This is a genomic window from Actinomadura sp., from assembly GCF_044508335.1.
In the GTDB taxonomy this organism is placed as follows: Bacteria; Actinomycetota; Actinomycetes; order Streptosporangiales; family Streptosporangiaceae; genus Spirillospora.
Genome location: NZ_JBIQHY010000037.1, coordinates 27133 through 40153 on the forward strand (window position 1 = coordinate 27133; position 13021 = coordinate 40153).

The window sequence follows — 13021 nt, forward strand, 5'->3', positions numbered from 1 at the left end:
ACGGCTCCGCAGCGAAGCCCGTATCCCCGCCCGTCGCCGCCGGTCCGCACCCTCGAAGGTCCGGCTCGGGCGGCGGCTGGTCGATCGGAAGTTCGTGCGCGGCCGGATCGAGGACGTGCGGCCGGCGCCGGGGCGGATGCGGTGGATCCGCGTCGGCGGCGTGCCCGGGCTGGACTGGACGCCCGGGCAGCAGGTCCGCGTCCATGTGGCCGACATCGCTGCCCTGCGGACGTGGATCAGCGGGGCCGTCCGCGACGCGCTGCGCACCTACTCGGTGTGGGACTACGACCGGGCCGCCGGTGTCATGCGGCTGTGCGTCATGGATCCGCCTACCACCTGTTCGCCGGGGAGGAGACGGCCTCGGTCCCGTTCGCCGCGATGCTCCGCGCCGCAGAGCCGGACGTTCCCGTGCACGGTGTGATCGAAGTCTCCCGACCGGAGGACGGGCTGCCGCTCCCGAGGAGCGGGGAGCTGACGTGGCGCCACCGCGGGGACGCCTCCGCGGCCGGGCCGGAGGCGCTCGTGGACGCCGTGCGGGTGCTGGAACTGCCCGCGGAACCGGGAATCGCCTACGTAGCCGGGGAGGCGCGCACCGTGCAGGCCGTCCGGGCGCATCTGGTCCGCGAACGGGGGTGGCCGCGCGCATCCGTGCTGGTCAAGCCGTTCTGGACGCCCGGCAAGCGCGGCATGGAGTGACCCGGAACGATCGACGGACGCGGGGGTTACGGGGTGAGAATTCTTGAAATGCACGTGCATCAGCCCTTGCACCTGCACGCCATCCCTAGCAGGATGATCCCCGGACCCCCGCACGTGAACTCCCCGGAGATCGCGATGAACGCACACTTGAGCGACAGTGACCGACAGGCGCTGCGGCTGGCCCAGGATCTCCGCGAGGAGATGCGGGCGGCGCTCCCGCAGCTGCCGGCCCCTTCGGTCTCCCCGTTCGTCGACCAGTCCGGGATGCCGAGCGTCCTGCTGAAGATGGACGCCGAGACCGCCCACGCGCTCATGGCCCTGCTGGCCGAGCGCCGTGCGGATCGGGGCGGCGTTCCCGGGCCCGAGCCCCGCCGAGTCGACGGCTCCCACGTACCGCCGACCGCGACCCAGGCCGTCCCGGCGGCGCAGGGTCCGATCGTCGCGGCGGCCGGCCCGTACGGCGGGCCCGCCTACGGGAGCGCCGAGTACGCGAGCCCCGGATACCCGGAGGCGGGCTACGCGGAGGCCCCGTTCGTCCCGCAGCAGCCGGGCGCGCCGGTCTTCAGCGGCGGCACCGGGCCGACCCCCCTCGTGCCGACGGTCTACCCGACGCACTGACGAGGCTTTACCTTCCGCAGGGCGTCAGATGGAATGCCCGTTGGGGTAGAGGTGTTCTTTACGCTGTCGTGGTGATGCCAAGAGACCTCCGGTCCGGCGCTCCGCGGTCCTGAGCCCGGCCTCGGGTGGGCACCCGATAAAATGATCTACCTGGGCAAAGGTAAAGAAAACCCGAGTTTGGCGAAAGCACGGCAAAGCCGTATATAGTCAAGCTCAGGTCGGGTCAAAGTGCCCTTGACCTGGCCAATCACATAACCGTCGCCTCCCGCCCGCCAGGCGGGATCCTCAAGCCGAACAGCGGCCGTACCATGCACCGGCCGCACCGGGCCGAGCCTGTGAGCCCCCGGTCGGCATCCCTTCCGCTTCATTGAAGCCCGTGCCTCACGCACGCCCGAGAACGGTCGTGCGGAGCTGAGCGCGGGCGCGGTCCGCCATGCCCGTGGACCGTTCCAAGCGGATCCTTCACCGCGACGGCATCTCCCGAGTCCCGAGTCTCGGAGCCGCTCACCCCTGCCCGGAAACGGCGCATCGCCACCGGGGGGAGCAGCGCGCCATCAGCGCGAGCGGCAGCCCTGTACCCCGAACGAAGGAAATCCATGCAGCAGCGAGCGATCAACGTCGTCCTGACCGGCGTCACCGGCACCGCCCTCGCGGGCATGCTCGTGGCCGGCGTCGCAGCCGCCAGCGATGACTCCGCTCCGGAAAAGCAGTTCCTGTCGCAGCAGGCCGTCGCCTCGCAGGAGCACAAGACCTCCCCGCACGGGACCCTGAAGAACGGCGAGAGCGCGGCGAAGGCCGGCTCGAAGGCCGGCGAGAAGTCCGAGAAGGCCGGCAAGTCCGACGTCAAGCGCGCGAAGAAGGACCCGAAGGTCCTGCTCAGCGGCAAGACCACCGCGTCCTACTTCTGGGACGACGGGTCGGGCGTGAACGGCGACACCGGCGCCCCCGCGGGCGGCAAGCCCATGCAGAAGGGGCTGTTCGCCAGCCCGAGCTGGCCCATGCACACCAAGGTGAAGGTCAGCTACCACGGCCGCACCGTCACCGGGTTCATCGGTGACCGCGGGCCGGGCGAGCCGTCCCACCGGGGCGTCATGCTCGACCTGGACACCTACACCTTCCGCTACCTGCTCGACGGCGGGAAGCCGAAGAGCAAGTACAACGCCGGCACGGGCGAGGGCCACCTGAAGAACGTCAAGTGGGAGGTCCTCTCCTGGGGCCACGGCGCCGGCAAGAAGGGGAAGCCCCGCCCCTTCGGCTCCTGACCCATCCGTCCCGAGGCCCGCGCGCGAGCCGGTTCACCGCGGCTCGTACGGCCTCGCACAGACCCGGCACAGGGCTGCCGGTGCATGGGAAACGGGGATCCCCCGGTATCGCGAGATCACCGGGGGATCCCCGTTCTCAGCTCTCCGGCCCCCTCCCGCACCGGCTCCCTGGACGGCGTCTCGCTCATGGTCCGCAGCGAGCGCCAACCCCGCCACCCCGGCAAGATCCCGTTTCCATTGAGTGAAACGGGTTCCTTATGGTGGGGATCTTCGTCGACACCTTGGAAGTCGACACCTGGGAAGGGGACCGCCTCACGGAGGCGGAGCTGAGCCCCGCCGTGAACGCCGGTTTCGCCGACCCCGCCCAAGGCCGCCGGCTAGGCGGCCAGCAGCGGGATGACCGGGGCGAACTCCTCCATGCACGCGTCCGGGACCTGGTAGTAGGTGAAGCCGTAGCGGTCGCGGCGGGCGAGCATCTGCTCGGCGATGTGCTCGGGCGGGCCGACGAACTGGGACGGCATTTCCAGGACGAGGCCGGCCGCCGACGTCCCCCAGCCGCGCGTCACCGCTACCCGCGCGGCCGCCTTCCGGGGGTCGGGGCCGAACGCGGGCGTCACCATCATGCTCAGCTCGATGTCCCGTTCTCCGGCGGCCTCCCGCACCAGGTCGACCTTGCGGGCGATGGTGTCCGGCAGCCGCTCGGTGATCTCGTCGGAGATCGCCCCTTCGGGGAGTGCGCGGGGGAGGACGCCGACGGTGTCGGCGAGGCGCCCCGCGATGCCGAGCATGCGCCTGCTGCCGGCGCCGACGACGAGCGGCGGACGCCGGGCGGGGCGCGGGAAGACCGTCAGGCCGTCGATGCGGTAGTGCTCCCCGGCGAACACGGTCTTCTCGCCGTCCAGGAGGCTCCGCAGGATGCGCAGGGACTCCTCCAGGCGGCCGACCCGCGTCCCGGCCGCGTCGAAGGGCATCCCGGCGGCCTCGTACTCCGCGCGCAGCCAGCCGGCGCCGAGGCCCAGCTCGAACCGCCCGCCCGACAGGTGGTCGAGGGTGGCGGCCTCCTTGGCGAGCATCACCGGGTGCCGGTAGTCGTTGGCGAGGACCATCGTGCCCAGCCGCAGGGTGCGCGTGGCGGCCGCGGCGGACGCCAGCGCCACCATCGGGGCGAGCTGGTCGCCGAAGGGCTCGGCGACGAAGTGGTCCCGCAGCGTCAGAACGTCATATCCGAGTTCCTCGGCGCGGCGGGCGGTCCCGGCCAGGCCGGAGCCCGACCGGATCGACTCGCCCACGACGCCGAAGCGAAAGTCGTCCGGCATGGTCCGAGCGTGCCCGGGCACGGGGCGGGCGCGCTGGCGGAAATCCGACGTCAGTGTCGACCGGCGGAACGAGGCGAGCGGCTCGGTCGCCGTCCGTGCGGCGCAAGGGCGTCACCGACTGCCCCGTTCGCGCCGGTCACTCCCCAGGCTGCGTCCCGCGGCCCGGATTTTCAACCTCGGCGGGCTTCACCTGCTGCGACAGCAGCTGCCCCGGCCAGTCGCCGACCGTGAACTCCGCCGCCGGCTCGAACCCGTGGCGGCGGTAGTAGTCGACGAGCCGCCGGTCGTCGCCGCGGTAGCAGTCGACGCGCAGCAGGGAGGCGCCCTTCGCCCGCGCCTCGTCCTTCGCCTTGGCGATGAGCGCGCCGCCCACCCCGCGCCCGGCGAACGCGCGGTCGGTCACCAGCAGCGTGATGTAGAGCTCCGGCTCGTCGACCGGGTCGACGTAGCGCGGCGGGCGGGACGCCACGGCCATGGCCCCGGCGGGACGCCCGTCCGCCTCTGCCACCCAGATCTCGTCGTCGCGGGCGATGCCGGTGATCCGCTCCACCTTGCGCGGATCGGCCGACCAGGGCTCGCGGCCCCACTGCCCGGTCCGGCCGTGCGCCGCGAGCCACGCGACCGCGCCGTCCAGCATCGCGAGCATCAGCGGCGCGTCGCCGGGGCCGCCCCCGCGGATCTCCATCACGACCCGATGAACCCGTGGGCGCGCTGGAACAGGCCCAGAGTGATCGCGTGCAGCAGATCGCCGGTCTCCTTCGGAGCCTTCCCGGCGAACGCGCGCGCGTGCGTGCCCTCCAGGACGATCCCGAGCTTGAAGCAGGCGAGCACCGCGTACCAGGTGATGGACGACAGGTCGCGGCCCGCGACGGCGTCCTCCCGCTCGGCATAGGCCGCGACGAGCTCGTCCGCCGGTGGCAGGCCGCCCGCCGCGCCCAGCGGACCGGCCAGCGCGGTGCTCCGATTGTCGCGGTCGGGCCAGGTGGCCAGCAGCCAGCCGAGGTCCAGCAGCGGGTCGCCGATCGTGCACATCTCCCAGTCGACGATCGCGGCGACCTCTGGGCCGTGGAAGGAATACATCAGGTTGGCCAAGTGGTAGTCGCCGTGCAGGATTCCCGGCCGCCACACCTTGGGGCGGTTGTCCTCCAGCCAGCGGGCGACGTCGTCCAGGCCGGGGATGTCGGGGCCGGGATAGCCGTCCAGGGCGCTGTAGGAGTCCAGCTCGGACATCCAGCGGCCCACCTGCCGCTCCAGGAAGCCCTCCGGCTTGCCGAAGTCGCCCAGCCCGGCGGCCTCGTGGTCGACCGCGCCCAGGGCCGACAGCGCGCGGGCCGCGTTCAGGCCCATCTCGCGCCGGACCGACGCGTCGCCGGCGTGCAGGTCCGGGAGCGTGACCGTGGCGTTGAAGCCCTCGACCGGCGTCATCAGGTAGAAGACCGCGCCGCCGAGCACCGACTCGTCCGGGCAGGCCGCGATGAGGCGCGGCGCCGGGACGTCGGTGCCGTCGAGCGCCGCCAGCACCCGGGCCTCGCGGCGCAGCACGTCGTTCGTCCTCGCGCGCAAGTGGGCCGGCCCGCGCCGCAGCACGTAGTCGCGGCCGCCCCGGCGGAACCGGATCAGCGTGTTCTGCGTGCCGCCCGCGAGCGGCGCGACGTCCTCGAACGGGCCGACCGGCAGGCCCCGGCCGTCCATCCACCCGCCGAGGACGCCGAAGTCCACGAGGTCGCGGTCGATCTGCTCAGGCTGCACGGCGGGTCCCTTTCCGGCACAGGGTCAACCGGAGAGTAACAGTCATGCACTTGCATTACATACTCAGATAGGTCGATTATCGGGGAAACGACGCAGGAGGCTCGCCATGGCTTGGGACTTCGAGACCGACCCCGACTACCAGGAACTCCTCGACTGGGCGGACGCCTTCGTCCGCGACGAGGTCGAGCCGCTCGACCTGGTGCTCGGCAGCCCGTACGACAAGAGCGACCCCCGCTACAAGCGGCTCGTCCGCCCCCTGCAGGACCGGGTGCGCGAGAAGGGGCTGTGGGCGTGCCACCTCGGCCCCGAGCTCGGCGGGCAGGGATACGGCCAGGTGAAGCTGGCCCTGCTGAACGAGATCATCGGGCGCTCCCGGTGGGCGCCGTCGGTGTTCGGCTGCCAGGCGCCCGACTCCGGGAACGCGGAGATCCTCGCCCACTTCGGCACGCCCGAGCAGAAGGAGCGCTACCTGCGGCCGCTGCTGGACGGCGAGATCTCCTCGTCCTATTCGATGACCGAGCCGCACGGCGGAGCGGACCCCACGCTGTTCACCACGCGCGCCGTCCGGGACGGGGACGGCTGGGTCATCAACGGCGAGAAGTGGTTCTCCTCCAACGCGCGCCACGCGACGTTCCTCATCGTGATGGCCGTGACGAACCCCGACGTGTCGGCGTACCAGGGCATGTCGATGTTCATCGTGCCGGCCGGCGCGCCCGGGCTGACCACCGTCCGCAACGTCGGCGTCGGCGGCGAGCGGGAGGGCTCGCACGGCTACCTGCGCTACGAGAACGTCCGCGTCCCGGCCGAGAACCTCCTCGGCGAGGAGGGCGGCGCGTTCGCCATCGCGCAGACCCGCCTCGGCGGCGGCCGCATCCACCACGCCATGCGGACGATCGCGCAGGTCCGCAGGGCGTTCGACATGATGCTGGAGCGCGCGGTCTCCCGGGAGACCCGGTTCGGGCCGCTCGCCAGGATGCAGATGACCCGCGAGAAGATCGCCGACAGCTGGATCGAGATCGAGCAGTTCCGGCTGCTGGTCCTGCGCACCGCCTGGCTGATCGACAAGCACCGGGACTACAAGAAGGTCCGCAAGGACATCGCCGCCGTGAAGGCCGCGATGCCGAAGGTCTACCACGACGTCGTGCAGCGCGCGATGCACCTGCACGGCGCCCTCGGCGTGTCGAACGAGATGCCGTTCGCGGCCATGCTGCTCGCCGCCGAGGCGCTCGGCATCGCCGACGGCCCCACCGAGGTCCACAAGATCACCCTGGCCCGGCAGCTGCTCCGCGACGTCGAACCCGCCGGCGGGCTGTGGCCGTCCCACCACTTGCCCACCCTGCGGGAGGCGGCCCGCGAGAGGTTCGCCGAGGCGCTGGAGCTCGCGATCGGCGATGAGTGACACGCGCGAACGCCTGCTGGACGCCGCCGAGGCCCTCTACGCCGCGCGCGGCGTGGACGCCGTCAGCCTCCGGGAGATCCTCCAGGAGGCCGGCGCCCGCAACGCCACCGCCGTCCAGTACCACTTCGGGGGCCGCGCCGGGATCCTCCGCGCGATCTTCGCGCGGCACGCCCCCGACGTGGAGGCCCGCCGGCACGCCCTGCTCGACGCCTACGAGGACGGCGAGCAGGGCGTCCGGCCCCTCGCCGCCGCCCTCGTCCGCCCCATGGCCGCCCGGCTGGCCGACGCGTCGGGCCGCGCCTACCTGCAGATCTGGGCGGACGTGGTGAACCGGCCGGACCCGATCGTCCCCCTCGCCGTGCTGGACGATCCGCGCGACAGCCTGTGCCGCTGGCGGAACCTGGTCGAGCCCCTCCTCGAAGAGGACGCGGCGCGCCTGCACCGCCGCTTCACCGCCATCCTGTACGCCTCGATCGAGCTGGCGCGGCGCGCCCGCTCCGGGCCGCGCACCGACGACCGCCTGTTCACCAGCTACCTGATCGACGTCGTCGCCGCGATCCTCGGCGCCCCGGTCTCGCCGGAGACCCGCCGCCTCGCCGCCGAACGCGACGCCGCGCGCCGCTGAGGTGCCATTCGTCCAAGACGGGGGGATCGGCCCGCCGCACACTGGGCATGTCAGACCCCGCCGCCCCGACTAGCAGGGAGGACGACATGACGAGTGAGATCCGCCGGACCTTCTACCCGCTGATCAGGTCCGCCGACCCGGCGCGGACGATGGCGTGGCTGGAGAGGGCGTTCGGCTTCACCGAGGTCGCGGCGCACAAGGACGACACCGGGAAGATCGTCCACGCCGAGATGCGCTTCGACACCGGGCTCATCATGCTGGGCAGCGCGGACGTCCCCGCGGCGGCGGTCTACGTCGCCGTCGACGACCCCGACGCCCACCACGACCGCGCGAAGGCCGCCGGCGCCGAGATCTTCCGGCCGCTCACCGACCAGGACTACGGCTCCCGCGACTACGCGGCCCGCGACCCGGACGGCAACGACTGGTACTTCGGCACCTACCGGCCCTGAACGACGCGGCGCCCGCGGCGGCGATCGTTTGCGATGATGGAACACCATGGACCCGGGGCTGCACCTGCGCGATGTCCGGCCGGGCGACGTCGGCGCCTACAGCAGGATGCCCTGCGACCCGGTCATGATGGCCGAGCTCGGCGGACCGCTGCCGCGCGAGGGCATGGCGGCCAAGGTCGGCCGCGACGTCGCCGACGCCGCGGCCGGCACGGCCTGGATCAAGATGATCGTGCCCGCCGGCGACCCCGCGGCGGTCGCCGGGACGGTGTCCCTCTGGACCCACGAGATGGACGGCGAACCCATCTCCGAGATCGGCTGGATGGTGCTACCCGAATGGCAGGGCCGCGGCGTCGCCGAACACGCCGTCCGGACGCTCCTCGAAGCGGCGGGCGACGACGGCCGCTGGGGCGCCGTCCACGCGTTCCCGGCGACGACGAACGCGCCGTCCAACGGGATCTGCCGCTCGCTCGGCTTCACCCTCGTCGGGGAGAAGGACGTCGTCTTCGCCGGCAAGTCCCTGCGGACCAACCACTGGACCATCGACCCGGCGGCGATCCGCACCGGCTGAGCCGCCGTCATCGGGAGGCCGGAGGCCCGCCGAGCACGACCGGCGGCTGGGCGCGGCGGCGCGTCACCTGAGGCCCGCGAACAGGTCGTCCTCCTTGGCGGGGGCGTCGACGCGGCAGAAGTGCCGGACGAACGACTCGAACGAGAACGCCGCGCGCTGCATCTCCTCCGGCATCCGCAGCAGGAAGATGTTCTCGCCCTGGCTGGCGTGCGCCTCCAGGGCCTTGCGCTTGGCGTCCACGTGCGCGGAGACGTCCACCATGCTGGTGATCAGCTCGTCCGGGGTGCCGAAGTCGTCCGGCGGGTCGAAGTCGATGTCGACGCCGGCGTCGCGCGCCGTCTCGAACATCTGCTTGATGCCGGAACGGGGGATGGCCGTGTAGTAGAGCTTGTCGGGGACGCCGCTCTTCTCGGCGGCGGCCAGCGCGACGCGGTGCGCCTGGATGTGGTCGGGATGGCCGTAGCCGCCGTTCTCGTCGTAGGTGACGACGACCTGCGGGCGGTAGCGCTCCATCAGCTCGGCCAGCCGCCCGGCGGACTCGTCGAGGGGGATGTTCGGGAACGCGCGCGGGTCGCTGTTCGTCGGCCAGCCGTCCATGCCGGAGTCGCGGTAGCCGAGCAGCTCCACATGGGCGATGTCCAGCAGGCGGGCCGACTCCCGCAGTTCGGCGAGGCGGCGCCGCGCGACCTCCTCCGCGTCGTGCCCGGGCTCGCCGGGCTTCACGCCGCCGGAGTCGTCGCCCTGCTCGCCGTTGGTGCAGGTGACCAGCACCGTCCGGACGCCCTCGGCGGCGCTGCGGGCGAGCAGCCCGCCGGTTCCGAGGACCTCGTCGTCCGGGTGGGCGTGGACGGCCATCAGCGTGAGTTCGTGCGTCATCCGGGCTCCTCCAGGGGTTTCCGGTCGTCCACCCTACGTCCCGGACGCCGAAGTCGATCACGTCTGGGAGGTGGACTCCGCGGCGGAGAGGTCGGCGTGCGCCAGCGGGTGCGCCGGCGCGTCGAAGGGGAACTGCGAGGACGCGTCCGAGCCGTCCACGACGAGCAGCTCGCCGGGCGCGAGGAGCCGCCAGCCGGGGTCGGCGTCCATGCGTTCGCTGGCCACCACGTGCGCGCAGCACGGCTCCCGGTGCGAGACCACCTTCACGTGGCCGGGCTCGCGTTCGGCCGCCAGGTCGCGGGTGTCGCCGGGCTCGCCCAGCTCGGACCGGTTCACCCACAGTTCGTGGGTCTCCGGGTAGCGCAGCGCCCACAGCCGGCCGGACTCGGCCAGCAGGAGGTTGAGGGCGAAGACCGGCAGCTCGGCGGCGATGCGCCGGACGGCCGCGACCAGCCCCGACGTCGTGTCGCCCCGGCGCCGGATCTCCGCCGTGATGTAGGCGAAGACGAGCTCGGAGTCGGTCTGCCCCTGGACCAGCGCCCGGTCCACGTCGGTGAGCCACGAGTCGAGCACGTCGAGGCCGCGCACCACGCCGTTGTGGGCGAACAGCCGGTCGTCCATGACGAACGGGTGCGAGTTGTGCACGTCGATCCTGCCCGTGGAGGCGTAGCGGACGTGGCATACGTAGGTGTGCGACACGACGTGCCGCGCCTCGGCGTTGAAGTCGGCGTCGCGGAACGCGGCGATGGGCGCGCGGTCGCGGACGGGCTCCTCGCCCAGCGAGAACCAGCCGAGGCCCGTCCCGTCCGGCATGCGGCGGCTCTGCCGGCTCAGGCTGACCGGCGCGTCCACCAGCCAGAACGTCGCGCGGACGCGCGGCCCGCCGGTCGTCATACCGAACAGTCGGCACATGACCGGAGGATGCCCGGCCGGACGCCCGGTATGACTCCGACGCCGAGAAATGACCTTCGACGGCGCGCCTTTGATGACGTACGGTCCGGTGTATGGGGTCGCCGGTGGTTCTTCTGGACGTGGACGGGGTTCTCAATCCCTTCGTCAGGCCCCACCGGGGTTTCCGGCGGCACCGGTGCTCGCCGGACGGCAGGACCTTCCAGCTGTGGCTCAACGCCGCGCACGGCCCGGCCCTGCTCGAACTCGCCGAGTCCACCGGGGCCGAACTGGCCTGGGCGAGCTACTGGTGCGAGCACGCCAACGAATGGATCGCTCCCAGGGTCGGGCTCCCGGAACTGCCGTTCGTCCCCATCCCGCAGTTCCCCGGCATCGAGGAGGGCCGCACCCTCGGCGCCTGGAAGGCCCGGCACGTGGCCGCGTGGGCGGAGAGCCGCCCGTTCGTGTGGTTCGAGGACGAGCCCGACGCCACCGAGTGCATCGCCGCGGAACCGGACGTCGCCGAGCACCTCCTCGTGGAGATCGACCCGCTGACCGGCCTCACCGACGAGCACCTCGACACCGCCGCGGCGTGGCTGCGCACCCTCACCCGCTGACCCGCCCTCGCCGACAAGGGTTCGGGGGAAGGTTCCATTCGTCCAATACCCCGGACGGCGGGGCTCCCTAGCGTCGGGAACGACGGAGAGGGGAGCCGACGATGTCGAGATCACCGCTGATGGACCTGGCGTTCGGATACATGCCGGCGCAGATGATCTACGTGGCCGCCGAGATCGGGTTGGCCGACGCCCTGGCCGGCGGGCCGCGGTCGAGTGAGGAACTGGCGGACGCGACCGGTGCGCACGCGCCGTCCCTCCACCGGCTGCTGCGCGGCCTCGTCACCCTGGGCGCCGTGGAGCAGAAGGAGCGGGACCTGTTCGCGCTGACCGCCGAGGGGCAGCGGCTCCGCGCGGACGCGCCCGACTCGATCCGGGCGCTGGTCCGGCTGTTCTGCGGCCCGGAGGTGTGGCGGACCTGGGGCGACATGGCCGAGACGCTGCGCACGGGGGAGTGCGCGTGGAAACGCGTCACCGGGAGGACGTCGTTCGAGTACTTCGAGTCCGACCCGGAGCTGTCGGAGACGTTCAACGAGGCGATGGCCGAGCACACCCGCGCGGTCGCGCCCGGGATCATCCAGGCCCACGACTTCTCCCGCTACGGAACGGTCGCGGACCTCGGCGGCGGCGACGGCACGCTGCTCGCCGCGATCCTGCGCGCGAACCGGGGCCCGCGCGGCCTGCTGTTCGACCTGCCCGCCGGCCTCGCCGCCGCCTCCGGCGTCCTCGGCGACGTCGCCGACCGGGTCGAGATCGTCCCGGGTGACTTCTTCGACGCCGTGCCCGGGGGCGCGGACGCCTACGTCCTCAAGAGCGTCCTGCACGACTGGAGCGACGCGAAGGCCGCCGCCATCCTGCGGAACGTCCGCGCGGCGATGCGCCCGGGAGCCCGCCTGCTGATCCTGGAGCAGGTGATGCCGGAGACGGTCGCCCCGGAGGCCGCGGGCATCGTCCGCAACGACCTGAACATGCTCGTCTCGACGGGCGGGCGCGAGCGCACCGAGGCCGGCTTCCGGGACCTGCTGGACGCGGCCGGATTCACCGGCGTCTCGTTCACCGGCCCGCTGCCGCCCGCGGCCTACCACGTCATCGAGGCCGAGCCGGCGGGCTAGGGCGGCGCCCGGGCCGGGTTACCGCGGACGGCCGCGAACGTGCAGGATGGGACCGTCGTAAGCGACCCCTGATGAAGGAGTGCCCATGAGCCCTCTCGCCGGACGCACCGCCCTGGTCACCGGAGGCAGCCGCGGGATCGGCCGCGCCGTCGCGCTCGCCCTGGCCGCCGACGGGGCGCGGGTGGGCATCGCCTACCGGCGGGACGAGGAGGCCGCCCGCAAGACCGTCGCCGGCATCGAGGCCGCCGGCGTGGAGGGCCGCGCGTTCCGCGCCTCGGTCGACAGCGTGGACGAGTGCCGGGCGCTGGCGGCGCGGGTGGAGGACGAACTGGGCGCCCTGGACATCCTCGTGCACAGCGCCGGAATCGCCAGCCGCGGCAACGGCGTCGCCGACACCGACCCCGCGGAGCTGGAGCGCGTCATGCGGGTGCACGCGTTCGGCCCGCACCACGTCAGCCAGGCGCTGCTGCCGCTGCTGCGCCGCGCCGAGCGCAGCGACGTCGTGTTCGTGTCCAGCGTGATCACCGACCTCATGCCGGCGTTCGGCGGCCCCTACGCGATGGGCAAGGCGGCCATGGAGGCGCTCGCGCAGGTCCTCGCCAAGGAGGAGCGCGGCAACGGCATGCACGTCAACGTGGTCGCCCCCGGCCTCGTCGACACCGACATGGGCCGCCGGCTCGTGCGCGCCACGGCCGGCGTCGAGGACATCCGGCAGCAGGACGCCGCGTCCCCGTACGGGCACGTGTGCTCGCCCGAGGAGGTCGCCGATGTGGTCCGGTTCCTGGTCTCCGACGGCGCGTCCTACGTCACCGGGCAGCGCGTCGTCGTCGACGGCGGGACGTTCTGACG

General features: G+C 72.6%; 16 protein-coding genes. 11 read left to right on the forward strand and 5 right to left on the reverse strand.

The annotated features are described in order from the left end of the window. From ACIWVC_RS15520 to ACIWVC_RS15535, 4 genes are all read left to right on the forward strand, one after another. A partial coding sequence (locus ACIWVC_RS15520; protein WP_396454254.1) for a hypothetical protein occupies window positions 1–421 on the forward strand: 421 nt, incomplete at its 5' end. Further along, entirely contained in the window at window positions 379–696 is a 318-nt protein-coding gene (locus ACIWVC_RS15525) for a siderophore-interacting protein (RefSeq protein WP_396447929.1), read from the forward strand. The genes ACIWVC_RS15520 and ACIWVC_RS15525, both read left to right, overlap by 43 nt. Before the next feature lie 147 nt (window positions 697–843). Beyond that, window positions 844–1314, forward strand: coding sequence for a hypothetical protein (locus ACIWVC_RS15530; RefSeq protein ID WP_396447899.1), 471 nt, complete (start codon window positions 844–846; stop codon window positions 1312–1314). Window positions 1315–1910: 596 nt separating this feature from the next. Then, on the forward strand, window positions 1911–2576 hold the full coding sequence (locus ACIWVC_RS15535) for a hypothetical protein (protein WP_396447900.1): 666 nt from the start codon (window positions 1911–1913) through the stop codon (window positions 2574–2576). Between the two features lie 377 nt (window positions 2577–2953). Here ACIWVC_RS15535 and ACIWVC_RS15540 read toward each other — a convergent pair whose 3' ends face one another. The 3 genes from ACIWVC_RS15540 to ACIWVC_RS15550 all read right to left on the reverse strand — a co-directional run bounded on the left by ACIWVC_RS15540 (window position 2954) and on the right by ACIWVC_RS15550 (window position 5641). Then, window positions 2954–3892 (reverse strand): TIGR03621 family F420-dependent LLM class oxidoreductase, encoded by a 939-nt coding sequence (locus tag ACIWVC_RS15540; RefSeq protein WP_396447901.1) that lies wholly within the window; start codon window positions 3890–3892, stop codon window positions 2954–2956. A 136-nt stretch (window positions 3893–4028) separates the two neighbouring features. Continuing rightward, the gene (locus ACIWVC_RS15545; RefSeq protein ID WP_396447930.1) at window positions 4029–4577 is read right to left on the reverse strand and encodes a GNAT family N-acetyltransferase; all 549 of its coding nucleotides are present in this window, start codon (window positions 4575–4577) and stop codon (window positions 4029–4031) included. Then, window positions 4577–5641 carry a phosphotransferase family protein gene (locus ACIWVC_RS15550; RefSeq protein ID WP_396447902.1) on the reverse strand — a complete coding sequence of 355 codons (1065 nt, stop codon included), beginning with the start codon at window positions 5639–5641 and terminating at the stop codon, window positions 4577–4579. Before ACIWVC_RS15550 ends, ACIWVC_RS15545 begins: the two co-directional genes overlap by 1 nt. A 106-nt stretch (window positions 5642–5747) precedes the next feature. Here ACIWVC_RS15550 and ACIWVC_RS15555 point away from each other — a divergent pair, with 106 nt between their 5' ends. The 4 genes from ACIWVC_RS15555 to ACIWVC_RS15570 all read left to right on the forward strand — a co-directional run bounded on the left by ACIWVC_RS15555 (window position 5748) and on the right by ACIWVC_RS15570 (window position 8682). Beyond that, a complete protein-coding gene (locus tag ACIWVC_RS15555) occupies window positions 5748–7040 on the forward strand; it encodes an acyl-CoA dehydrogenase family protein (protein ID WP_396447903.1) in 1293 nt (430 codons plus the stop codon). After that, a complete protein-coding gene (locus tag ACIWVC_RS15560) occupies window positions 7033–7665 on the forward strand; it encodes a TetR/AcrR family transcriptional regulator (RefSeq protein WP_396447905.1) in 633 nt (210 codons plus the stop codon). Before ACIWVC_RS15555 ends, ACIWVC_RS15560 begins: the two co-directional genes overlap by 8 nt. Before the next feature lie 86 nt (window positions 7666–7751). Beyond that, window positions 7752–8114 (forward strand): VOC family protein, encoded by a 363-nt coding sequence (locus ACIWVC_RS15565; RefSeq protein WP_396447906.1) that lies wholly within the window; start codon window positions 7752–7754, stop codon window positions 8112–8114. A gap of 46 nt (window positions 8115–8160) precedes the next feature. After that, window positions 8161–8682, forward strand: a complete 522-nt coding sequence (locus ACIWVC_RS15570) for a GNAT family N-acetyltransferase (RefSeq protein ID WP_396447908.1) — start codon at window positions 8161–8163, stop codon at window positions 8680–8682. 63 nt (window positions 8683–8745) lie between these two features. On the opposite strand, the gene ACIWVC_RS15575 is transcribed toward ACIWVC_RS15570, so the two are convergent. Together ACIWVC_RS15575 and ACIWVC_RS15580 are read right to left on the reverse strand one after the other, a co-directional pair. Next, window positions 8746–9558, reverse strand: coding sequence for a PIG-L family deacetylase (locus ACIWVC_RS15575; RefSeq protein ID WP_396447909.1), 813 nt, complete (start codon window positions 9556–9558; stop codon window positions 8746–8748). Window positions 9559–9615: 57 nt separating this feature from the next. Then, window positions 9616–10470: a class II glutamine amidotransferase gene (locus tag ACIWVC_RS15580; protein WP_396447910.1), complete on the reverse strand. Its 855-nt coding sequence runs from the start codon at window positions 10468–10470 to the stop codon at window positions 9616–9618. 92 nt (window positions 10471–10562) lie between these two features. Between ACIWVC_RS15580 and ACIWVC_RS15585 the strand changes: the two genes are divergently transcribed. The 3 genes from ACIWVC_RS15585 (at window position 10563) to ACIWVC_RS15595 (ending at window position 13019) form a co-directional block, all read left to right on the forward strand. Beyond that, window positions 10563–11063 carry an HAD domain-containing protein gene (locus ACIWVC_RS15585; protein WP_396447911.1) on the forward strand — a complete coding sequence of 167 codons (501 nt, stop codon included), beginning with the start codon at window positions 10563–10565 and terminating at the stop codon, window positions 11061–11063. 101 nt (window positions 11064–11164) lie between these two features. Further along, entirely contained in the window at window positions 11165–12172 is a 1008-nt protein-coding gene (locus ACIWVC_RS15590; RefSeq protein ID WP_396447913.1) for a methyltransferase, read from the forward strand. Between the two features lie 85 nt (window positions 12173–12257). Then, on the forward strand, window positions 12258–13019 hold the full coding sequence (locus ACIWVC_RS15595; RefSeq protein WP_396447914.1) for an SDR family NAD(P)-dependent oxidoreductase: 762 nt from the start codon (window positions 12258–12260) through the stop codon (window positions 13017–13019). Window positions 13020–13021 lie beyond the last annotated feature (2 nt).